We start from the raw sequence: 20,985 nt of genomic DNA, 5'->3' as shown, positions 1-20,985 counted from the left end.
CGGGTCTCAGGATCCGGCCGTTTCCCTATGCCGCCCGATCACGCATGCATGCTTGCGCCCTTGGTGATCTTGTCGACGATCTTCTTCTCCGCGCGTAGGGCGATGCCGACGACCTTGGCGTCTTCGGGGGCGAATTCGGAGAAGACGGCGCGATTGGCAGCATCATGGCCGGTCGCGAACATTTCCTCGATGAAGAGCGAGGAGGTGACGCCGCGTTCCAGTGAGCGGCGATGGATGGCGGCGATATCTTTCTCATCGGCTGACAGGACGATGATCGGCTGGACGGACAATGCGTTGTAGACGTTGCCGGCACGATCGCGATAGGGTTCGCCGATGATTTCCGGACTTTGTCCGGCAATGCCGCTTGTCAGGAACGCGGTCACATTCAGTTTTTGCCAGGATTGAAGATCGCTTCGCAGAACGATCGCGATTTTGGTATCGAACATCGGTGGTCACTTTCATGCAGTCGGGAAATGAGACGTTAAGCGACGGTGTAGCTGGACAGATCTTCGAGGGTCTTGAACGTTTGTGCGTGGCACCCGACGCCAACCGCATCCTGTCCGCGCCCGCCTATCCAGGTATCGAGCGCATTCAGGCGCAGTTTCGCGGCGATGCCTTCGAACTGCATCGCCACGACACCCATGCGCTGGGTGTCACCATGCGCGGCGTTCAGACCTTCCGTTATCGCGGCGAGCAGCGCTACAGCCTGCCGGGGCGGGTGATCGTCCTTCATCCCGACGAATTGCATGATGGCGGGGCGGCGACCGATGACGGCCTCGTCTATCGCATGCTCTATCTGGAGCCTTCCTTGCTGTTTCAGTGCCTGGAGGCAGCTCGTATCGGGCTGCCCTTCGTCGACGAGCCTGTCATTGAGGATAGCCGCCTTGCCGGCCTGCTGCTGGCGGCACTCGGCGAGCTCGATCGCGAGCTGGACGAGCTCTTCGTCGACGATTTCGTTTCCCGGCTTGCCGATGGCCTCGTCCAGCATGCGCGCCTGCCGCAAAGGCCATTGGGCAGCATCGCCTGGGGGCAGGCGAAAGCGGCGCGGGAGTATCTGGAAGCGCATGTCACGCGCGACGTGCGTTCACAGGAGCTCGAGCGCATCACCGGCCTTGATCGCTTTGCGCTCGCGCGGCATTTCCGCGCCGCCTTTGCCACGAGTCCGCACCGCTTCCTGCTGATGCGGCGGCTGCAGCAGGCGAAAGTGATGATCGGCAAGGGCGAGTCGATCGCCGAGGTCGCCGCCGCGACCGGTTTTGCCGATCAGAGTCATTTGACGCGGCATTTCAAGAAAGCCTTCGGCATCGCACCGGGCGCATGGGGCGGTATGGTGCGAGGAGCCGGACAGCGAGGCTGACCGGCTTTCAGTGAAGGCCGAGGAACTGCTTGAGCTCCGGCGTCTGCGGATTGGCGAAGACTTCGCCCGGCGGCCCGATTTCATGCACCCGGCCCTGATGCATGAAGACGACGCGGGAGCAGACGTCGCGGGCGAACTTCATCTCATGCGTCACCATCAGCAGCGTCATGCCTTCGCCTGCCAGCTCGCGCACGACGGCCAGAACCTCGGCCACAAGCTCCGGGTCGAGGGCTGACGTGATCTCATCACAGAGAAGCGCGATCGGCTGCATGGCGAGCGCCCTGGCAATGGCGACGCGCTGCTGCTGGCCGCCGGAAAGTTCGTCCGGAAAGGCGTCGAACTTATGCCCGAGGCCGACGCGATCGAGCATGCGGCGTGCCGTGGCCTCGGCTTCGGCCTTGGCGATCTTCTTGACGACCATCTGCGACAGCATGACGTTGCGTCCCGCACTCAGATGCGGAAAGAGGTTGAACTGCTGAAAGATCATCCCGACCTTCAGCCGCAGGGCTTTCAGATGCAGGTCATCGGGCAGAAGCTGCGCGCCGGCGACGGAGATCGAGCCGTCGTTGATCGTCTCCAACCCGTTGATGCAGCGCAGCAGCGTCGATTTGCCCGAGCCGCTCTTGCCGATGATGGCGATCACTTCGCCCGGCTCGACATCGAGGTTGATGCCTTTCAGGACCTCGTTGGTGCCAAAGCTCTTGCGGACTTCAGTGACCTCGATGAGCGACATTGAGCTTCCTCTCCAGGATCTGGCTGCTTCTCGACAGCGGCCAGCACAGGGCAAAATAGATGAGCGCGACGAAGCCATAGACGGTGAATGGCTGGAAGGTCGCATTGGTGATGATGGTGCCGGCCTTCGACAGCTCGACGAAGCCGATGATCGAGGTCAGCGCCGTGCCCTTGACGACCTGCACGGAGAAGCCAACCGTCGGCGGCACGGCGATGCGCAGCGCCTGTGGCAGGATGACGTAGCGCATCTGCTGGATGTAACCCATGCCGAGGCTGGCGGAGGCTTCCCATTGTCCCTTCGCGACCGCCTCGACGCAGCCGCGCCAGATCTCGGTGAGAAAGGCGGCCGACCAGAGGGTCAGCGCAGCACCGGCGGCCAGCCATGCCGGCACGTCGATGCCGAAGAGCCCGAGGCCGAAGAAGGCGAGGAAGAGCTGCATCAGCAGCGGTGTGCCCTGAAACAGCTCAACGAAGTATTTAACGGCGATGCGGCCGGCCTTGCGCTTGCCGATGCGCAGGAACAGCAGGATGGCACCGACGATGGCGCCGCCGGCAAAGGAGACGAGCGACAGAAGTATCGTCCAGCGCGTGGCCAGCAAGAGGCCGCGAAGAATATCCCATGTGGTGAACTGGATCATCGGCGGACCCTGCGTGGAAAGATCAATGCGCCGACGCCGGAGAGCGTCTGCCGGAGCAGGACTGCCAGCACCAGATAGATCGCCGTGGACACGAAATAGGCTTCGAAGGCGCGGAACGAGCGCGACTGGATGAAGTTTGCCGCGAAGGTCAGATCCTCTGCCGCGATCTGCGAGACGACCGATGAGCCGAGCATGACGATGACGACCTGCGACGATAGTGCAGGCCAGATACGTTGCAGGGAAGGAACGAGGACGACATGCCAGAAGGTCTCGAACGGCGTCATGGCGAGGCTCGCACCGGCCTCGAACTGGCCGCGCGGTGTTGCCTGTATGCCGGCGCGGATGATCTCGCAGCTATAGGCGCCGAGATTGATGACCATGGCGAGATTGGCCGCGGTCATCTCGTTCATCTGGACGCCGATGCCGGGCAGGCCGAAGAAGATGAAGAAGAGCTGGATCAGGAACGGCGTGTTGCGGATCAGCTCGACATAGGTTGCAACGATGGGCTTGAGCCAGCGTGGGCCGAGCGCGCGCGCCCAGGCGCAGGCGATGCCGAGGATGATGCCGAGCACGGCGCCGATCAGAGTCAGCTCCAGGGTGACAAGGATGCCCTTGATCAGGACTGGGTAATATTCGGCGAGCCAGCCGAAGTCGAAATGATAGCGCATGGGAAGATACCTCGCTCGGACGGACCGCGCCGCCAGCTAACGGTGCGGTTCGTCGTGCGTTGATCAGAAGCCGGCGGGAAGATCGGCACCGAGCCACTTCTGCGATATCTTGTTCAACGTCCCATCGGTCTTGGCGGCGGCGATGATCTCATCGACCTTCTTCTGTAGGGCCGGCTCGCTCTTGTTGAAGCCGATGTAGCAGGGGGAGTTGGTGATGAGGAATTTCATCTCGGGCTTTTTCGGCGGGTTCTTGGCGAGAATTGCCGCCGCGACGACGTTGCCCGTCGCGATCAACTGCACCTGGCCGGAGAGGAAGGCGGAGATGGTGCCGTTATTGTCTTCGTAGCGCTTGATCGTCGCGTCCTGCGGCGCGACCTTGGTCAGCGCCAGATCCTCGATCGCGCCACGAGTGACGCCGATGGTCTTGCCGGAAAGATCCTCCGGCTTGGCGGCGGCGGTGTCGGCAGGGCCGAATATCCCGTTGAAGAAGGGCGCATAGGCATCCGAGAAATCGATGACGGCCTGGCGTTCGGCATTCTTGCCGAGGCTCGAAATCACCAGATCGACCTTGTTCGTCTGCAGGTAGGGAATGCGGTTGGCACTGGTGACCGGCACGAGTTCTGTCTTTACGCCAAGTTTTTCGCCGATCAGGTTGGCCATGTCGATGTCATAGCCCATCGGCGCCATATCCGTGCCGACGCTGCCGAAAGGCGGAAAGTCCTGCGGAACGGCGACGCGGAGCGTGCCGCGCGATGCTATGTCGCTCAAGGCATCCGCCCGGGCTGCGTGCGGGGCGGAAAACGATCCCGTCGCGAGTATCGCGATGCCGAGTGCCATGAGCAATTGTCTGCGCTTCATCGAATGTCCTTCCAATCGAGCTATGTGAAAGCTGGAAGGCAAAAGGCAAGACCCATGCCAGTCGCTGGCATGACGTTCATGTCGGACCGCCGCGGGTATCCTCGCGAGAGGGTTTCATCTTCGATGGATAGTTTGCCAGCGCTTGCCTAAAAAATGCGCATTTTAAGGTCGCGGCGTTTCTTTGCGCGCGTCTATCCAGGGCGCTCCAAACGGGCACTCATGCAAAAGGCGCAAGGGGCGATGTGGCGCGAGAACGGTGGATCATTTTCATGGCTGGACACCGCCACATCTATGTCCCATAGAACCGACAAAAGGTTAACGTCCTTTGACGCTCGCGATGGGAGATTCGGAAGATGGTGCTGGCTGACGCTAAGGCGGGAAAACGCAACGAGGCGGGGATATCAGCCGTTCTCGGCATTCTGAAGCAGGCATTCGGAGAGCGCTTCCAGACCGGCGAAAGCTTCCGCGCCCAGCATGCCCATACGACCACCTATATTCCCGCGCAGCTTCCCGACGGCGTGATTTTCGCCGAAACGCGCGAGGACGTGCAGGCTGTCGTCAAGGCTTGCGCCGAGCATAAGGTGCCTGTCATCCCCTTCGGCACGGGCTCTTCGCTGGAAGGGCAGGTAAATGCACCGCAGGGCGGAATTTGCATCGATTTCAGCCGGATGAACCGGGTTCTTGAAGTGAATGCCGAGGATCTGGATTGCACCGTCGAGCCCGGTGTGACGCGCGAAGAGCTCAACACCTATCTTCGTGACACCGGCCTGTTCTTCCCGATCGACCCCGGCGCCAATGCCTCGATCGGCGGCATGGCGTCCACCCGCGCCTCGGGCACGAATGCGGTCCGCTACGGCACGATGAAGGACAACGTGCTGGCATTGACCGTCGTTACCGCCAATGGCGAAGAAATTCGCACCGCCCGCCGCGCCAAGAAATCGTCCGCCGGCTATGATCTGACCCGGCTCTTCGTCGGCGCGGAAGGAACGCTTGGCGTGCTGACGTCGGTGACGCTGCGCCTGCAGGGAATTCCCCAGAAGATCGCCGGCGGCGCCTGCGCCTTTCCCGATATCCAGTCGGCATGCGATGCCGTCATCATGACGATCCAGATGGGCATTCCCGTTGCGCGTATCGAGTTGCTCGATGCCATGCAGCTGCGGGCCTGCAACCGCTATTCCGGCCTGACCTTTGACGAGAAGCCCACGCTTTTCCTCGAGTTTCACGGCACCGACGAGACCGTTGCGCTGCAATCGGCACAATTCGCCGAGATCGCAGCCGAATGCGGCGGCGGCGAATTCCTTTGGACTGTTAATGCGGAGGAGCGCAACAAGCTCTGGAAGGCGCGGCATGATGCCTATTGGGCAGCGCGCGCGCTTGCGCCCGACCTGGCGGCGCTGTCGACCGACGTCTGCGTGCCGATATCGCGGCTGGCCGAGTGTGTCGCGGAGACCCAGGCCGATATCGAGGCGAATGGATTGTTGGCGCCGATCGTCGGCCATGCCGGCGACGGCAATTTCCACGTGCTTGTCCTGTTCGACGACAAGACCCCGGAAGGCATCGCAACGGTCGAGAACTTTGTTGCCCGCCTCAATGCGCGTGCGCTGGCCATGGACGGAACGTGCACAGGCGAGCATGGCGTGGGGCAGGGCAAAATGTCGTTCCTCGAACAGGAGCTCGGCGATGCCGTCGATTTGATGCGACAGATCAAGGAAGCGCTCGATCCCGATGCCATTTTCAACCCCGGTAAGATATTCCACGCCCATTGAAAGGTGGAGCATTCCCATGATCTTGGCTTGCTACCCGCGTGAATGGAGCTAGGTTTGAGCCACCCTTTTCCGACCTTTGTCATGGAAGGCGGCCAGGATGCGCTGGATCACGCGGCATCGTTCGGGAAAAATGATGCGATTTTGCAATGGCATCGGATAGAAACGTGCGTATCCGGGGCAATGTGGTGTATGTGCTCCGATAGGTTACGGTTCATCGCTTATTTGGAATGAAGATTGGAGACGGTGCGCATTGTTAGGTAGGGTCCTGGTTTTTCTGGGTGGATTGCTCGTAGTAGTGCTGTTCATGGCGCTGCTCGCTCCGCTCTTCATAGACTGGACCGATTTTCGTAAGAATTTCGAGGATCAGGCGAGCCGTATCATCGGCAAGAAGGTGACCGTCCACGGCACCGTCGATGCTCGCCTTCTGCCCTTTCCATCCGTGACGCTGCATGATGTTCGCGTTGGCCAGGAGACCGACGGAACGCCATTGGTGCAGGTCGACGAATTCTCCATGGATGCCGAGCTGGCGCCCTTCCTTTCCGGCGAAGCCCTGATCTTCGATATGCGCGTGTCGAAGCCGAAGGTGCGCCTGCGGTTGCTGAAGGATGGCACATTGGACTGGATGCGCGGCAGCCAGCCCGAAATTCCCGCCAAATCGGTGGTGCTTGAAAGCGTCCATGTCGAAGAGGGGGACATCCTGTTTGTCGACGAGCAATTGGGCCGCACCCGGCATATTACCGGTTTCAATGCTGAAATGTCGGCGAAATCGCTGGCAGGGCCATGGCGGATCGAAGGCGATGCGGCGCTCGATGGCGAGCATGGCAACTTCAGTGTTTCCAGCAGCCAGCCTGATGACAACGGCGTTTTGCGCGTTCGTACCCGGCTGATGCCTGACCGGCATCCGCTCAATGTCGATCTCGATGGCGAGTTGAAGCTGGTCAACAGCAGACCGGACTACATGGGTTCGTTCAACGCCGGGGTTGATGACAAACGTTCCGGCAATTCTGGCGACCAGCAAGTCCAGCCTCGCATCAAGGGGCGTTTCGAGCTGACCAACGATCGTATCCGCGTTCCGGAGTATCGCCTGGAAGTCGGCGCTGCCGACGATCCCTACGTGGTGACAGGCGAGGCGACGCTGGATACCGGGACCAAGCCGGAGTTTCTGCTGACTGCCGATGGCCAGCAGATCGACGTCAATCGCCTGGGTAACAGCAAAGGCCCCAATGGCAAGACCAACCGGAACCCGGCCGTTTCGGCGCGCCAACGTTTGAACAGCCTGATCGCGACCGCGGCGGAAATTCCGGTGCCGCAAGTGCCCGGTAAGGCGACCTTCCGGTTGCCCGCGATCGTTGCCGGCGACACGACCATCCGTGACGTGCAGCTCGATCTCGAGCCGGCCGGAACGGGCTGGAAGATCGATCATGCGATCGGCACGCTGCCTGGGCGCACGCAGGTCGAGGCTCGCGGCAATCTGATGCTGCAGGGCGAGCCGAATTTCATCGGCAATCTCGTCGTCGCCTCCAGCCAGCCCTCTGGCCTGGCCTCCTGGCTGGTGGGATCCGTGGATCCGTCTATCCGCCAACTGCGCCAGGCCGGCTTCTCCGCTGACGTCAGCTTGCGGCATGAGGAGCAGCGCTTCGAGAATCTGGAGATCGCCATCGGGTCGGCTACGCTCAAGGGCCGCCTCGATCGCCAGGCGCCGAACGACAAGGATGCGCCAAAGCTTGCCGTCGATCTTACCGGCGATGCGTTCGATCTCGATGCGCTGAGAGCGTTGACCGGTCTGTTCACCGGTCAGGACGCCGGCGAATCCCTTTTCGATCACCGGATCACCGCCCATCTGCAGGCTGCGAAATTCGTCGCCTTCGGCGTGCCGGCCGACGATGTCGATACGTCGTTCTCTATCGCGGATGGCGCGCTGACGCTTGACAAGCTTGCGGTACGCGATGTCGCCGGCGCGGAGATCACCGCGACGGGCCGCGCCGACGGTTCGCCGTCGAGCTACAAGGGATCGGGCGAAATCACCTTCAAGGCGGCCGATCCCGGCCCCTTCTTCGAGATGCTGCGCCAGCATCTGCCCCATCATCCTGTCATGGATCGTCTGGTGCGCAATGCCGCCTGGTATGGAAATACCGCGCTTCGCGGCGCGGTGACGCTCGGCGGCGATCAGGACAATGCATTGACAGTGACGCTCGCCGGCGTTTCGAACGGCAGCCGCGTCAATTTCGATTACCGCATGTCCGATCTGGCGGCGTTCGCAGGCAAGGGCACGACGACGCTGGAAGGAACACTCGAAAATTCCGTGACGTCTATCCTCTTCGGCCAGGCTGGTCTCGATCCGCTGCCGGTCGAAGCCGATGCCAATGGCCGCATGACGTTGAAAGTGTCCGCCAGCGGCACCGATCCGGCCGATGCGGCGCTGACTTTCGCGACCGACAAGACCTCGTTCACCGCGAACGGCAAGGTCGATGTGCGCCCCGACAGCTTCCTCAACGGCAACGTCGCACTGTCGCTCGATAGCGCCGATCTCGATCCCTATTTCGTCATGAACGGCATCGGCATCCCGCAGATGGGCACCGGCTTGCCGGTCAAGTTCCAGGCCAACGCCGCTGTCAGCCCCGACAAGATCGTATTCTCCGATATGAAGGGACTGTTTGCCGACAACAATGTGTCGGGCGCGCTCACCTTCGACAGAAAAGCGCCGAACATAAAGGCGACCGGGGAATTGGCGCTCGACAAGGCGGATCTCGGCTGGCTGGCCGAGGCGATTTATGGTCCGATCACGGACGTCAAAACCGGCAACCTGACCAAGGACAAGCTCGGATTGCCGGCTTTCAGCGGGCTCGATATCGGCATCAAGCTTTCGGCGAAGCAGGTATGGCCGGGCATATTCGGTCCCATTTCGAATTTCACCGGCAATGTCGCCTACAAGGGCGAGGAATTGCGGCTGAACGATCTGTCCGGCGGCTGGAACGGCGGCACGCTGAATGGCAGCCTGATGCTCGCCAATTCCGACGGCATCGGACTGATGCAAACGAAGCTCAGCCTCGCCAATGGCGATCTTGCCGCGGTCGCCTGGCAACGTGACGGTGCGCCACTTGCCAGCGGCCGCTTCGGCCTGGCCATGAATGTCGAAGCCAGCGGCAAGAGCATGGGCGACCTTGCGGCCAATGCCAGTGGTTCGGGCGAGGTCAAGCTCGGGGAGACTCATGTGCGTGGCCTCAATCTGTCCGTCCTGCCGCCCTTGCTGTCGGCGACGGATCAGATCCAGGGCGATATCACGGCCGACAAGGTGTTGCCGATCGTGCAGACGCTGCTCAACAATGGCGAAGCCGTGCTGCCGGCCACGAGCATACCGTTCAATGTCTCCACCGGCGTCGTGCGTGCTACGAACATCGTTGCCGGCAACGATGTGGCGAAGCTCTCCGGCAATGCCGAAATCAGCTTGCCGGATGAGCGAATGCGCGGCTCTCTTGGCATCGACTTCAATGCTGCAAGCGAGGCGCAGAGTGGCGCCGAGCCGGCTTTGCGCCTCGATTTCGCCGGCCCGCTGGCAACGCCCGGCCGGACGATGGACGTGAGCGACGTCACCAGCTTCCTGTCGCTGCGCGCTTTCGAGCGCGAGCGCCGGCGCGTCGAGCGCCTTCAGGCCAATGTACTCGAAAAGCAGCGGCTCCGGCGCGAGGTCTCGCTTTACAAATACGTGGCCGTTGCGCGCGAAGCCCAACGGCAGCGCGACGCCGCCATCGAGCAGCAGCGGCGGGCCGAAGAAATCCGGCTGCGCGATTTGATGAGGCAAGCAGCGGCGCAGAAGCAAGCGGAAGAGGAGGCTAAGGCCAAGGCAGCCGCCGAAGCTCGTGCCAAAGCCGAGGTCCAGCAATTGCCAGCGCTCAACGGCCAGTCGCCGCAGCCGACAGCGCCGTTGAACTTCAACGGATTGCCCGGTGTTGCCCAATAGCGCATGGCTTTGTGCGGCATGGGCAGCAATGGTTTCAACCGGATGCCGTAATCGGGAGCAGCGACGCTAATTGCGTTCCTTCAGCCACTTGAGAACATAGAGACGCAGCGCGGAGGAGAGATTGCTCTCTGCGTCGCGTCCATCGTCGATTTCGGAAATCAGCGCTGCGAGCGAAGTGCCGTGCACATTGGCAATTGCCTTCAGTTCTGTCCAGAAGGCATCCTCAAGGGAAAAGCTCGTGCGATGGCCATGCAGCGTCGCGGAATGTTTACGGATCATCGGCGGGTCGATCAAAAAAAATCGGAAACGGTGGGATATTTCTAACGTGATTCAAAATGCACGAGTAAGCAACTGATTTCGGAAGTTTTTTAATTCTGGCGCAGCAATCAGTCGTCTGTTTCAGGCATCTCCCTACGACCGGCCTCGTGTTCTTTTGTGGCCTTGTCGTTGAGCGCCTTCGTCAGGTTCTTTTCAGCCTTGGGACGGCCGAACGTGATGCGGTTCTGTTCTGCCTGCTTTTCTTTCTCGGAACGAACCTGTTTCTTGCGGAACTGGCGCAGATTGACGATTTCGGCGTTCATCGATCTTTTCCCGTTGCCGATGTGGAAAGGGGAAGCGGACGCTTCCCCAACATGCTCACTGCTTCTTGCGGAATGCGTCGAGAGAGACGACGGAACCTGGCTTCTTTTCCTCGCCGTCCTTGGCCGTTGCCGGCTCTTCGGCATGTTCGGCCGGCACCGGATAGGCGGTGATCTCGCTGGAGGTGATGTCCTCTTCGTCGGCCAACGGCACGTCGAACTCCAGTTCGAAGTTGACGGAAGGATCGTAGAAGCCGCGGACCGCGTTGAAGGGGATGACCAGCTTTTCGGGGACGTCGGAGAAAGACAGGCCGATCTCGAACTGGCTCTCCGTAACTTTCATATCCCAGAACTGATGCTGGATGACGATAGTCATCTGCTCTGGATACTTCGACTTCAGGTGCTGCGAAATGCGCACACCGGGAGCGCCCGTCAGGAAGGTGATGAAGAAATGATGATCACCGGGCAAACGGCCGGAGGCGCCGACCTCGGTCAACACCTTGCGTATAACTCCACGCAGGGCGTCCTGTGCCAAAATGTCGTAGCGGATGTGATCCTGCGCCATGCTTTCCTGTCTTTCGTTGGCCCATGCTTTTTCTAAGGCTTATGCCACGCCGAACGTCGACGGGAAAGCCCCGTGCGCGAGTCATCGCCTCGTCACATATAATATAGCACTGGAGGATAAGGTGAAGGCTTCTGTTGCCAGGTGCCTTCGAACCCCGCCCAAGAGTGCGACCCCTTAGGACTTTATTTGAAGTGTCACACCGCGATTAAGCAGCGAGACGAGCTTCCGCATAGTTGTCATTTGCAACTACAATTTTAGCCCGATAACGGCGGTACAATGCCGAGCAAAAAGTCGATCTTTACACCCTTGTCGATCCTGTTTCGCCCCCATCAAAAGCCGGTCTGACGCCAGTTTGGCCGGCCGGTTTTTGGTGGAGGCGCCGGGTACCGCCCCCGGGTCCAATAGGTTTATTACACCGCTCATTTATCGCCATAGCCGGCCCGAAGACCGGCATGGGTGATATAATGTTTTCCGCGGGCGAAGGGAAGGGCAATTGTCATAAATGCTTTGCCGAAACATCGGTTTGCGGCAGGAAGACAGAGATTCGGTGGGATTATTGTCAGCCGCGGTTGGTTTCACACGAGCTTGTCACTAGAATTGCGAAAAAGGAATCGGCCGGGCGCGCGGCGGCGAACTGCCGCTGGCGGCACTCGAGCTGCCCGGAAAACTTCAAGAGCGATTTCGGAGCTGAAGATGGTTCGTCACCCGGAGTATCAATATCTCGACCTGATGGCGCACCTGCTCGAGAACGGTGATCGCCGGATCGATAGAACGGGCGTCGGCACCCTGAGCGGCCTCGGAGCGATGATGCGCTTCGATCTCTCGAAGGGGCAGTTCCCGGTCTTCACGACCAAGCGCGTCTACTGGAAGCTCGCCGTCAAGGAAATGCTCTGGTTCCTGACTGGCGATACGAACATCCGCAATCTCCTCAAGGAAAACGTGCGGATCTGGACCGATTGGCCGTTGGCGAAATATCGCAAGGCTACCGGCGAGAACATCGATCAGATCGCTTTCGAGGCGCGGGTTCTGGCTGACGAGGCTTTTGCGCTCGAATGGGGCGATCTTGGCCCGGTCTATGGCAAGCAATGGCGGCAATGGCGCGATGCCGAGGGCCGGGTGCACGATCAGCTCGCATCGGTCATCCACGACCTGAAGACCAATCCCAGCAGCCGCCGGATGATCTTCCATGCATGGAATGTCGGTGAGTTGGCCGACATGGCGCTGCATCCCTGCCACATGGTCTATCAGTTCCATGTGTCGAACATATCCGGAGCTGAAGGCCGGCGTCCGCGCCTTAGTCTCATGGTCTTCCAGCGCTCCTGCGATCTGTTCCTGGGGAACCCGTTCAATATCTCCCAGCAGGCGGCTTTGTTGGCCATGGTTGCGCAGCAGGTAGACATGGATCTGGGAGAGCTGGTCTGGTCGGGCGGCGACGTGCACCTCTATCTCAACCATCTGGATGCGATCCGCGAGCAGTTGAGCCGCGATCCCAGGCCGTTCCCGACCCTGCGCTTGCTGCGCCGGCCTGACAGCATAGACGGCTACCGCATCGAGGATTTCGAAGTCGTGGGCTACGAGCCGCACGCGGCCATCGCGGCCGAGGTCGCCGTTTAAGCGGCGTTTCGCCCGGCAACGAGCGCTGCTCCGGCGAGGATGAACGTTGCGACCGCGATCGGCATGGTATCCGGCACTTTCAGGCTGAGGGTGGGGTATCGGGATCAGTGCGCCGATCGAGCAGCAGTTGCAGGAACGCCAGATCGAGCCATCGTCCGAATTTCGTGCCGACTTCCGGGAGAAGGCCGACCTGCTTAAAGCCGAGCTTCTCATGGAGCCTGATCGAAGCAACGTTGCCGGCCTCGATGCCGGCGATTATCGCGTGCTTTCCGATGATCTTGGCTCGCTCGATCAGCTCGACCATCAACGCCCTGCCGATACCGCTTCGATATTGATCATTGCGGACATAGACGGAATGCTCGACCGTGTGCCGATAGCCGTCGAACGCCCGCCAGTCACCGAATGAGGCATATCCGACGACTTCGCCGCGATCGTCGATGGCGACCAGCACCGGATAGCCCAGCCTGTGTCGATCCTGCAGCCATCGCTTTCGATTGTCCGTGTCGACCTGTGTTTCGTTCCAGATCGCGGCTGTGTTGACGACGGCGTCGTTGTAGATCGCGGTTATTCCCGCGACATCTTCGTCATTGGCATCGCGAATTTGCATCGATTGCTCCGTGAAGCTATCCACTCAATTGGATTCTGGTGTGATTGATCGTTTCACTCTGTCATACGCCGATTTCCGAGCTTGTCCACTATGTTGTCATAAAAACCAGTAAGCTGATAACCGGACGACCCATGGCACGAAGCAGTTTGCACATATTATATCAATATATCAATTATTTAGTCATAGAGATGGTGTGGATTTCCAGATTGCTATCCTCAGGGTAGTCTACTATAGTAAAACGATGTCTCAACTTGATGAAATCGATAGGCGCATCGGTGCGCGCATTCGCATCGAACGCGAGAGCCGCGGCTGGTCGCTGACGGAGCTTGCCGAACGTTCCGCTGTTTCCCGCGCCATGATCCATAAGATCGAACGCGGCGAGAGCAGTCCGACGGCGACGCTGCTCGGCAAGTTGTCAGGTGCTTTCAGCCTGAGCATGTCGACATTGATGGCGCGTGCTGAAATGCAGCAGGGCCGTTTCCTGAAGAAGGAGGATCAGCCCGTCTGGGTCGATCCGCAGACCGGCTACGAGCGGCGGCATGTGTCCCCGAAGTCGGACCTGCCGCTGGATCTGGTTCGCATCGAATTGCCCGCGGGAGCCGATGTTCCCATGCCGGCATCGGCCTATGCTTTCATGCGGCAGCTCATATGGGTGCTGGAGGGGCAGCTGACTTTTCTCGAAGGCGATGTGAGGCATCGGATGTCGGCAGGGGATTGTCTCGAGCTTGGCCCGCCGACGGATTGCGTGTTCAAGAATGAAAGCGGCAGGTCCTGCATCTATGCCGTCCTTGTTCTCCGCAACGCGTAGAGCAATTGTCGCGGCGGCTAAGTTGCTTCCGACGGCGCGTTCACCCTTTCGCGGACGAAGTGCAAAAACAGGTCCTGGGCAGCCGTCGGCATCCAGCCGGACCTCAGCGTTAGCCCGATCGGCCGCGCGGTGTGATCGAGATTGCAGGGCAGGGCCTTGAGCAGCCCGCGCAGCAGTTCCGCCTCGGCCTGCAGATAGGATATGCAGCCGAGATGATCCGTTCTGTCCAGCAGCTCGCGCATGAGGATGAGGGAGGAAGATTCGACGATGCCGGACGGCCTCTCTCCCAGCGCATCGAACATGGCGTCGAAATGGCCGCGGATCGGCGTGCCTTTCAATGCGACGACCCAAGGATACCGTGCCAGTTCCTCGACGGCGACGCTCTGCTTTTTCGTCAGGGGATGATCGCGACCGGCGACCAGCACCAGGGTATCGGCGAAGAGCACCTGCTGCTCAACATCGCCGATCGGCGCGGGATCACGCAGGGCGCCGATCAGGAAGTCGATTTCACCGCGTCTTAGGCCCGCCAGGAGATCGGCGTAAGGGCCCTCCAAAACCTGTATTGATGTCTTCGGACGAAACTTGCGGAAGCTGGCGATTGCTTGCGGCAGCACATAGGATCGCGACAACGGCATCGCGCCGATGACGATGCGGCCTGCTTCTTCCGAAACCGTTTCGGCAAGATCGGCTTCCGCCTGCGCAAGTTCCGCGAAGGCCAGTCTTGCGGCCTGGGCGAGCGTCTGTGCCGCGCGCGTGGCGACGATGCCATAGGAGGTGCGCTCGAACAGCGGACGGGCGGCCTCCTGTTCGAATTGCGTGACGGCGCGGTGCACGGTTGGTTGGGCAAGGCCGAGGCGGCGCGCGGCAAGCGTGAAGTTTTCCGCCTCGCGCACGGCGATCAACGCCTGAAGCTGCGCCGTCGTCGCCGTTATCCGCAGCCTCGGGCTCAGTTCCGATAATGCCGGGTCGAGATAGCCGAAGGCGCGCCTGACGCGGCGCGCGAGCACTTCGCCCTGCTTGTTGACGAACAGGCCCTGTGTGGTGCGCGTGAAAAGCGGCATGCCGACGCCGCGTTCGATCTTGGAGAGGGCCTGCGTGACCGCGGGCTGCGACACATGGCACAGGTCGGCGGCTTTCGTGACCGAGGCGGTATCCACGACCGTCAGAAAAACCCGCAGATGACGAAGATTATGCTGCAACTCCGCCTCTGTCTTTCGCGTGGAATTCAAGTCAGAAGGCGCCCCAGTATCCGGTCTATGCGCTCAGTCAGCGACAGATCGGCGGCGCTTAGGCCTAGATTGCCAATTCGCCGCTGCCAGTCAACGGTGGCGGCGGCCATTCCATCCGGCAGGCCGAGGTCGCGCAGGGTGACGACCACTTCCTCCATCTCGGCGGCGCGACGCACGCCGTGGACCATCATGCGTTCGAGATTGTAGGCGCAGCGCGCCTTCCAATCGATGCCGGGGTCTGACGCTTGCAGCGAGGCCAGAACGGCCTCTTCGACGCCGGCGCGGCGGGCAGCCAGCACGCATTCGGTCGTCAGCGCCTCGAAACCCTTGATCATGACGGAGCGCAGCATCTTGATCGAGGATGCCTGTCCGACTTTGTCGCCGGCAATGCGGGCATTCATCCCGAGGCGCGTCAGGAACCCCTCGGCCTTCGCCGCCTCGCTGCCCGCAAGAAGCAGTGGCGTGCGGTGGCGGGCAGGGTGGACGGGCGCCATTACGGCGACATCGACATAGTGGGCGCCCGTCTGTTCGATGACGTCGGCGGCCGCGATCTTGGTTGATGGCGAGCAGGAATTGCAGTCGAGATAGAGTGCGCCCTCGTCGATATGCGGCGCAATCATCTCTGCGGCTTCGAGGGCGCGATCGGCGGTCACGAGGCTGAATATCCATGTCCTCCCAGTGATCGCGTCTCGCGGGGTCTCTGTGCAGGCGACCGCAAGTCGCGCGCAGGCATCGAGCAGGGCTGACCGGGACGCGGCATCGGCGACCTTGATGTCGAAGATGGCGAGAGGGGTTTCGATTGGATTGTTTTCGACGGTTTTCCAGCCGGAAGCAAAGGCCTGTGCGGCCTCTCCGAAGCCGATGAATGCGATCGTCGACATGCGACTGGTCCCTCATGCGAAAAGTCGGTGGGTCGGATTGCAGGCAACGCCTGCAAGAAGGAGGGCCGTTGTGTGGCACGGCCCTCCCCGAAGGGATCATCGCTCAGTGAGCGGGATCCCTAACGTTTTCGTAGGTCTTGAACTCGACATTGTACAATTCGCCGCCGACCTTCTCGACCTTGCGCATGTAGATATCCTGGACGATGTCGCGTGTGTCCGGATCGATCGAGATCGGCCCCCTCGGGCTATCGAGCTTCATGCCCTTGGCGGCGGTGACGAAGGTGTCGCCGGTCGCGTCGCCCTTGGTCTTGTCGAGGGTCTTGTAGATCAGGTCGAGCGCGTCCCAGGCGGCAACCGCGACCATGTTCGGGCGCATGCCGTCATTCGCCTTCTTGAAGGCTTCCACGAAAGCCTCGTTCTCGGCGGAGTCGTGGCTTGCGGAATAGGGGCCGCCGGTAACGACGCCGATCGTCGGGTCGCCCATATTGTTCAGGAGGTCTTCGTCGGTGACGTCGGCCATGGCGATGACCTTGATGCCTGACTTGTCGAGACCGCGCTCGACGAACTGCTTCATGAAGGCAGCACCAGCACCGGTGGGAACGAAGACGAAGAGCGCTTCCGGCTTTTCATCCGCCGCGCGCTGCAGGAAGGGCGCGAAATCCGGATTGGCAAGCGGCACCTTCAGCTTCGAAATGACCGTGCCGCCATTGGCCTCGATGGTCTGCTGAAACCATTTCTCCGCGTCTGCGCCCGGACCATAATCGGAAACGATGCTGACGAATTTCTTCGCGCCGTTTTCCGGAGCCCACTTGCCGATGATGCTCGCCACCTGCGGGATCGTCCACGAGGTCCGCAGCATATAGGGCGAGGCGTTCATGATCGAAGAGGTCGCGGCGACCATGATGACCTGCGGGATCTTCGCCCGCTTCGACAATTGCGCCACGGACAGAGCGGCGGGCGTATTGCCGAAGCCTGTGAGGATGGAGACCTTGTCGTTGGTCACCAGTTCCTGCGCCAGCCGCAGGGAGTTATCCGCCGCACTCGCGTCATCCTTGACGATCAGCTCGACCTTTTTCCCGCCCGCCGTGTTGCCCCTGGTCGCCACGAAGGTCTTGATCGCCGCGCTGATCTGGCGGCCGTTGGACTGGAATCCGCCGGTGAGCGGAATGACGACGCCGATCTTGACCGTATCTTCGGCATAACTCGGCGCGGCTGCGCCCATGAGGCCGATTGCCGCGATTGCGCCTAATGCCAGTTTCCTGATGCTCATTCTCTCCTCCTGTTAAACCCATGTGTTTTTGGCGCGGCTTTAGTCCGGTGTTTGCCGGCCACTGCCGCTGCAATTCAGTGCTTTCGTTTTGTCGAGACCGGCGCATCCGCTCCGCCGGTGCCAACGCCCAGAAACTTGCTGAGGGTTGCGGCATCCTGTGCGAGATCGGCGCTCTTGCCGGAATAGGCGACGGTGCCGCGTTCGAGGATGACCGCCTTGTCCGTGATCGCGAGGATCTGCTGCGCGTGCTGCTCGACGATGATGGCGGCCATGCCCTCGTTGCGGACGATGCGCCTGATGGCGGCAAGCAATTCCTCGACGATGATCGGCGCCAGGCCTTCGGGCGGCTCGTCCAGCAGCAAGATCTTCGGGTTGAGGACGAGCGCGCGGGCGATCGACAGCATCTGCTGTTCGCCGCCCGACAACTGGTTGCCGTAGTTGCCGCGGCGTTCCTTCAGCCGTGGGAACAGCTCGTAGATGGCCTGCAGGTTCCACCTGCCGGGACGGGCGACTGCGGTGATGTTTTCCTCGACCGTCAGCGAGCGGAATATGCCGCGCTCCTGCGGCACCCAGCCGACGCCGGTTGCAACGCGGCGTTCCGGCGTCAGGCGCTCGATATCCGCACCGTCGACCGTGACCCTGCCGCCGTGATAGCGCGTCAGCCCGACGATGCTGTTCAGCGTCGTCGTCTTGCCGACACCGTTGCGGCCGAGGAGGGCGACGGCCTCGCCGGAGCCGACGGAAAGGCTGATGCCATGCAGGACCACGGCTTTGCCGTAGCCGGCCGAGAGGCGATCGAGCGAAAGGAGTTCAGGCATGGTTGGCCCCTCCGAGATAGACTTCCTTGACGCGCGGGTCGGTCGAGATCTCCGCCACCGTGCCCTCGGCAAAGAGGGCGCCGGCGACGAGGACCGAGATCCGGTCGGCGAAGTTGAAGACGAGGTCCATGTCGTGCTCGATGAGCAGGATCGAGACGTCCTTCGGCAGGGCCGAAAGGCGCGCCAGAACCTCGTGCCGATCCGCTTCCGGCACACCGGCGGCGGGTTCGTCGAGCAGCAGAACCTTGGGCTTGCAGGCGATCGCCAGCGCGATTTCGAGCAGGCGCTGCTTGCCGTATGGCAGGCTGGAGCAGGGCTGGTCGAGCACGGTGTCGAGCCCAAAGTCCCCAACAAGTCCGGCGATTTCATCCTCCATGCCCGCAAGCGTGCCGGCGGTGCGAAACCAGTCCCGGCCATGCCCGCGCCGCTCGCTGATCACGAGCCCCAGGCTCTCCACGACGTTCAACTCGCCGAACAGCTGGTTGATCTGGAATGTCCGCACCAGGCCGCGATGCACGCGCCTTTCGCGCTTGAGCAACCTGGCCGCCTGAAGGTGCCAGCACGCCGGTCAGAAGATTGATGAAGGTCGTCTTGCCCGCGCCATTCGGCCCTATGAGCGCATGACGCGTGCCCTTTTCCAGGCGGAACGATACGTCGGTGGTGGCTTTCAGCGCGCCGAACGACTTGTTGAGATGTCTTGTTTCGAGAACGGCAGCCGTCACGGTACTCTCCTCGTGGATGCGCGGCCCCGCAAGAGATTGCCGCGGGCAGCGGAAAAGCGGGCGGAGAGGGTAAGTACAAGCTGACGCGGACGGTCGCGCCCGATGAGGACAAAGGCGACCAGAAGCATGCCGAGCCAGAACTGCCAGTATTGCGGGGTGATCGAGGACAGTGCGTCCTGTATCAGCTCGTAGACAAGTGCGCCGACGATGCCGCCATAGAGATAGCCGGTGCCACCGATGACGAGGACCATCAGGCCGTCGGCGGATTTCTGGAAGGACAGGACATCGAGCGATATGAACTGCTGCGTCTGTGTGAAGAGCGCGCCGGCGATGCCGGCATAGGCGCCGGAAAGCGTGTAGATGGCGACCAGGCGCGCATTGACCGGTATGCCGATCGCCGAGGCGCGCAGCGGATTGTCGCGGATCGCCTTCAGCGAGTAACCGAAGGGCGAGGAAACGATCAGCCGGGCCAGAAGGAAGAGGATGAACAGGACGCCGAGGCTATAGGCATAGGCCGTATGTCCGTAGATGTCGAAATCGAAGACACCGAACAAAGGCTGGATGGTAATTCCCTGCAGGCCGTCCGCGCCGCCCGTCAGCCAGCTTGCCTGGTTGGCGATTTCAGAGAAGACGGCCGCCACGCCCAGGGTGACCATCAGCCTCGTCAGATCGCCGCCGCGTAGCAGCAGGAAGCTTGTGAGGAAGGCAACGACCGCGCCTGAGAGAGCGCCGACGATCAGTCCCGTTAACGGTTCTCCGGTGACGTGGATCGAGAAGAGCCCACTGGCATAGGCGCCGACGCCGTACATCGCAGCCTGCCCAAGGGAGACGATGCCGGCATAGCCCAGTATCAGATCGATCGACAGGGCGAGGATCGCGAAGCCGACGACTTCGTTGAGGATCAGGTGCTGGCTCGGAAAGAGAAACCATGAGGCGATGGCGAGTGCCCAGAACGCCAGTTCGAGGATGCTCCAGCGCGCCGATTTTCTCATGACGCCGGAGATGCGCTGTTCGAGCGCCGTGTTTGCGGAACCGGATGTCTTCATCAGTTGGCCCTCGCGAAGAGGCCTTGTGGCCGGACGACCAGAACGGCGACGAGGACGATATAGATCACGAAGCCGCCGAGCGCCGGCACGTAATACTTGCCGAGAACGTCTGCCACGCCAAGCAGGATCGAGGCACAGAGCGGTCCGTACATGCTCGATGTGCCGCCGACAGAGACGACGATGAGGAAGTAGACCATGAACTTCAGCGGAAATGTCGGATCGAGCCCGAGGATTTCCGCGCCGAGAGCGCCGCCGAGGCCCGCAAGGCCGGATCCGACGGCGAAGGTGATGGCGAAGATCATGTTGACATGAATGCCGACGCCCCGCGCCACACGCCGATCGTCCACCGAAGCACGCAGGCGGCTGCCGAAGCGCGTATGGGCAAGCGCCATCTGCAGCGCGAAGGCAAGCAGGCCGCAGACGATGATCAGAAAGGCGCGATAGACGCCGATGCCGACGCCGAACACCTCGACGCGGCCGCGCAGGAAGTCCGGCAGGTTCAGGATCTGCTGCTGCGATCCCATGATGTAGTCGATGCCGGCGACGGCGATGAAGACGATGCCGATCGAGAACAGCACCTGATCGAGCGGGCTCTTGTCATAGAGCCGTGCGTAGAGGGTCTTCTCAAGAATGACCCCGGCGATGGCGGTAGCGGCGAAGGCAATCGGCAGCGTCAGCAGAAAAGGCACGCCATATCTGTTCGTCAGCACCACCGTGACATAGCCGCCGGCCATGGCGAAAGCGCCGTGGGCCAGATTGATGAAATTCATCAATCCCAGCGTCACCGCCAGCCCGCACGAGAGCACGAACAGCAACATGCCATAAGCGAGGCCGTCAAATAAAAGGGTCAGCATTTCTCCTCCGTGTCCC

20 protein-coding genes, 1 other RNA gene and 1 pseudogene are annotated in these 20,985 nt (G+C 61.2%); 5 read left to right on the top strand and 17 right to left on the bottom strand.

Translation table 11 applies throughout. The annotated features are described in order from the left end of the window. Positions 1-38: 38 nt before the first annotated feature. Positions 39-446 (bottom strand): DUF2000 family protein, encoded by a 408-nt coding sequence (locus JTP94_RS24010; RefSeq protein WP_204852918.1) that lies wholly within the window; start codon positions 444-446, stop codon positions 39-41. 14 nt (positions 447-460) lie between these two features. Between JTP94_RS24010 and JTP94_RS24005 the strand changes: the two genes are divergently transcribed. Then, positions 461-1,357 carry an AraC family transcriptional regulator gene (locus JTP94_RS24005; protein ID WP_204852917.1) on the top strand — a complete coding sequence of 299 codons (897 nt, stop codon included), beginning with the start codon at positions 461-463 and terminating at the stop codon, positions 1,355-1,357. A gap of 7 nt (positions 1,358-1,364) precedes the next feature. On the opposite strand, the gene JTP94_RS24000 is transcribed toward JTP94_RS24005, so the two are convergent. From JTP94_RS24000 to JTP94_RS23985, 4 genes are all read right to left on the bottom strand, one after another. After that, a complete protein-coding gene (locus JTP94_RS24000) occupies positions 1,365-2,090 on the bottom strand; it encodes an amino acid ABC transporter ATP-binding protein (protein ID WP_204852916.1) in 726 nt (241 codons plus the stop codon). After that, a complete protein-coding gene (locus tag JTP94_RS23995) occupies positions 2,068-2,727 on the bottom strand; it encodes an amino acid ABC transporter permease (RefSeq protein ID WP_204852915.1) in 660 nt (219 codons plus the stop codon). Before JTP94_RS23995 ends, JTP94_RS24000 begins: the two co-directional genes overlap by 23 nt. Beyond that, positions 2,724-3,395, bottom strand: coding sequence for an amino acid ABC transporter permease (locus tag JTP94_RS23990; RefSeq protein ID WP_204852914.1), 672 nt, complete (start codon positions 3,393-3,395; stop codon positions 2,724-2,726). Before JTP94_RS23990 ends, JTP94_RS23995 begins: the two co-directional genes overlap by 4 nt. Positions 3,396-3,458: 63 nt before the next feature. Beyond that, positions 3,459-4,253, bottom strand: coding sequence for a transporter substrate-binding domain-containing protein (locus tag JTP94_RS23985; RefSeq protein ID WP_204852913.1), 795 nt, complete (start codon positions 4,251-4,253; stop codon positions 3,459-3,461). Between the two features lie 353 nt (positions 4,254-4,606). On the opposite strand from JTP94_RS23985, the gene JTP94_RS23980 reads away from it, so the two are divergent. Both JTP94_RS23980 and JTP94_RS23975 read left to right on the top strand, forming a co-directional pair. Beyond that, complete coding sequence (locus JTP94_RS23980; protein ID WP_204852912.1) at positions 4,607-6,019, top strand: FAD-binding oxidoreductase; 1,413 nt, start codon at positions 4,607-4,609, stop codon at positions 6,017-6,019. Between the two features lie 250 nt (positions 6,020-6,269). Then, positions 6,270-9,977: an AsmA family protein gene (locus JTP94_RS23975; protein WP_204852911.1), complete on the top strand. Its 3,708-nt coding sequence runs from the start codon at positions 6,270-6,272 to the stop codon at positions 9,975-9,977. A 66-nt stretch (positions 9,978-10,043) separates the two neighbouring features. On the opposite strand, the gene JTP94_RS23970 is transcribed toward JTP94_RS23975, so the two are convergent. The 4 genes from JTP94_RS23970 to ssrA all read right to left on the bottom strand — a co-directional run bounded on the left by JTP94_RS23970 (position 10,044) and on the right by ssrA (position 11,611). Next, positions 10,044-10,256, bottom strand: coding sequence for a ribbon-helix-helix domain-containing protein (locus JTP94_RS23970; RefSeq protein ID WP_204852910.1), 213 nt, complete (start codon positions 10,254-10,256; stop codon positions 10,044-10,046). 107 nt (positions 10,257-10,363) lie between these two features. Continuing rightward, on the bottom strand, positions 10,364-10,558 hold the full coding sequence (locus tag JTP94_RS23965) for a DUF4169 family protein (protein WP_204852909.1): 195 nt from the start codon (positions 10,556-10,558) through the stop codon (positions 10,364-10,366). Positions 10,559-10,613: 55 nt separating this feature from the next. Continuing rightward, positions 10,614-11,120 carry an SspB family protein gene (locus JTP94_RS23960; protein ID WP_204852908.1) on the bottom strand — a complete coding sequence of 169 codons (507 nt, stop codon included), beginning with the start codon at positions 11,118-11,120 and terminating at the stop codon, positions 10,614-10,616. Positions 11,121-11,240: 120 nt separating this feature from the next. Beyond that, positions 11,241-11,611: a transfer-messenger RNA gene (ssrA, locus tag JTP94_RS23955) on the bottom strand. Positions 11,612-11,813: 202 nt separating this feature from the next. Between ssrA and JTP94_RS23950 the strand changes: the two genes are divergently transcribed. Further along, positions 11,814-12,734: a thymidylate synthase gene (locus JTP94_RS23950; RefSeq protein ID WP_204852907.1), complete on the top strand. Its 921-nt coding sequence runs from the start codon at positions 11,814-11,816 to the stop codon at positions 12,732-12,734. Between the two features lie 79 nt (positions 12,735-12,813). Here the strand turns inward: JTP94_RS23950 and JTP94_RS23945 are convergent, their stop codons facing one another. Next, complete coding sequence (locus JTP94_RS23945) at positions 12,814-13,341, bottom strand: GNAT family N-acetyltransferase (protein ID WP_204852906.1); 528 nt, start codon at positions 13,339-13,341, stop codon at positions 12,814-12,816. Between the two features lie 241 nt (positions 13,342-13,582). Between JTP94_RS23945 and JTP94_RS23940 the strand changes: the two genes are divergently transcribed. Then, entirely contained in the window at positions 13,583-14,149 is a 567-nt protein-coding gene (locus JTP94_RS23940) for an XRE family transcriptional regulator (protein WP_204852905.1), read from the top strand. A gap of 17 nt (positions 14,150-14,166) precedes the next feature. Here JTP94_RS23940 and JTP94_RS23935 read toward each other — a convergent pair whose 3' ends face one another. The 7 genes and pseudogenes from JTP94_RS23935 to JTP94_RS23905 form a co-directional block, all read right to left on the bottom strand. Continuing rightward, on the bottom strand, positions 14,167-15,348 hold the full coding sequence (locus JTP94_RS23935; protein WP_409456623.1) for a LysR family transcriptional regulator: 1,182 nt from the start codon (positions 15,346-15,348) through the stop codon (positions 14,167-14,169). 26 nt (positions 15,349-15,374) lie between these two features. Beyond that, positions 15,375-16,259, bottom strand: a complete 885-nt coding sequence (locus tag JTP94_RS23930; RefSeq protein ID WP_204852903.1) for a DUF1932 domain-containing protein — start codon at positions 16,257-16,259, stop codon at positions 15,375-15,377. A gap of 103 nt (positions 16,260-16,362) precedes the next feature. Then, complete coding sequence (locus JTP94_RS23925; protein ID WP_204852902.1) at positions 16,363-17,529, bottom strand: ABC transporter substrate-binding protein; 1,167 nt, start codon at positions 17,527-17,529, stop codon at positions 16,363-16,365. A 74-nt stretch (positions 17,530-17,603) separates the two neighbouring features. Next, positions 17,604-18,347, bottom strand: coding sequence for an ABC transporter ATP-binding protein (locus tag JTP94_RS23920; protein ID WP_204852901.1), 744 nt, complete (start codon positions 18,345-18,347; stop codon positions 17,604-17,606). Continuing rightward, positions 18,340-19,069, bottom strand: a pseudogene (locus tag JTP94_RS23915) (ABC transporter ATP-binding protein). Before JTP94_RS23915 ends, JTP94_RS23920 begins: the two are co-directional and overlap by 8 nt. Continuing rightward, complete coding sequence (locus tag JTP94_RS23910; protein WP_204852900.1) at positions 19,066-20,115, bottom strand: branched-chain amino acid ABC transporter permease; 1,050 nt, start codon at positions 20,113-20,115, stop codon at positions 19,066-19,068. Before JTP94_RS23910 ends, JTP94_RS23915 begins: the two are co-directional and overlap by 4 nt. Next, positions 20,115-20,969, bottom strand: coding sequence for a branched-chain amino acid ABC transporter permease (locus JTP94_RS23905; protein ID WP_204852899.1), 855 nt, complete (start codon positions 20,967-20,969; stop codon positions 20,115-20,117). The genes JTP94_RS23910 and JTP94_RS23905 overlap by 1 nt, the downstream gene beginning before the upstream one ends. Positions 20,970-20,985 lie beyond the last annotated feature (16 nt).

Origin of the sequence: Martinezella lusitana (assembly GCF_016901135.1) — a bacterium.
In the GTDB taxonomy this organism is placed as follows: Bacteria; Pseudomonadota; Alphaproteobacteria; order Rhizobiales; family Rhizobiaceae; genus Rhizobium; species Rhizobium lusitanum_D.
Note: the sequence above shows the minus strand (reverse complement) of the source record. Positions and strands in the feature narration are given on the sequence as shown.

Coding starts and splice junctions, on each gene's coding strand:
- JTP94_RS24010 (WP_204852918.1), bottom strand. CDS start 446: ATGTTCGATACCAAAATCGCGATCGTTCTGCGAAGCGATCTTCAATCC.
- JTP94_RS24005 (WP_204852917.1), top strand. CDS start 461: ATGCAGTCGGGAAATGAGACGTTAAGCGACGGTGTAGCTGGACAGATC.
- JTP94_RS24000 (WP_204852916.1), bottom strand. CDS start 2,090: ATGTCGCTCATCGAGGTCACTGAAGTCCGCAAGAGCTTTGGCACCAAC.
- JTP94_RS23995 (WP_204852915.1), bottom strand. CDS start 2,727: ATGATCCAGTTCACCACATGGGATATTCTTCGCGGCCTCTTGCTGGCC.
- JTP94_RS23990 (WP_204852914.1), bottom strand. CDS start 3,395: ATGCGCTATCATTTCGACTTCGGCTGGCTCGCCGAATATTACCCAGTC.
- JTP94_RS23985 (WP_204852913.1), bottom strand. CDS start 4,253: ATGAAGCGCAGACAATTGCTCATGGCACTCGGCATCGCGATACTCGCG.
- JTP94_RS23980 (WP_204852912.1), top strand. CDS start 4,607: ATGGTGCTGGCTGACGCTAAGGCGGGAAAACGCAACGAGGCGGGGATA.
- JTP94_RS23970 (WP_204852910.1), bottom strand. CDS start 10,256: ATGATCCGTAAACATTCCGCGACGCTGCATGGCCATCGCACGAGCTTT.
- JTP94_RS23965 (WP_204852909.1), bottom strand. CDS start 10,558: ATGAACGCCGAAATCGTCAATCTGCGCCAGTTCCGCAAGAAACAGGTT.
- JTP94_RS23960 (WP_204852908.1), bottom strand. CDS start 11,120: ATGGCGCAGGATCACATCCGCTACGACATTTTGGCACAGGACGCCCTG.
- JTP94_RS23950 (WP_204852907.1), top strand. CDS start 11,814: ATGGTTCGTCACCCGGAGTATCAATATCTCGACCTGATGGCGCACCTG.
- JTP94_RS23945 (WP_204852906.1), bottom strand. CDS start 13,341: ATGCAAATTCGCGATGCCAATGACGAAGATGTCGCGGGAATAACCGCG.
- JTP94_RS23940 (WP_204852905.1), top strand. CDS start 13,583: ATGTCTCAACTTGATGAAATCGATAGGCGCATCGGTGCGCGCATTCGC.
- JTP94_RS23930 (WP_204852903.1), bottom strand. CDS start 16,259: ATGTCGACGATCGCATTCATCGGCTTCGGAGAGGCCGCACAGGCCTTT.
- JTP94_RS23925 (WP_204852902.1), bottom strand. CDS start 17,529: ATGAGCATCAGGAAACTGGCATTAGGCGCAATCGCGGCAATCGGCCTC.
- JTP94_RS23920 (WP_204852901.1), bottom strand. CDS start 18,347: ATGCCTGAACTCCTTTCGCTCGATCGCCTCTCGGCCGGCTACGGCAAA.
- JTP94_RS23910 (WP_204852900.1), bottom strand. CDS start 20,115: ATGAAGACATCCGGTTCCGCAAACACGGCGCTCGAACAGCGCATCTCC.
- JTP94_RS23905 (WP_204852899.1), bottom strand. CDS start 20,969: ATGCTGACCCTTTTATTTGACGGCCTCGCTTATGGCATGTTGCTGTTC.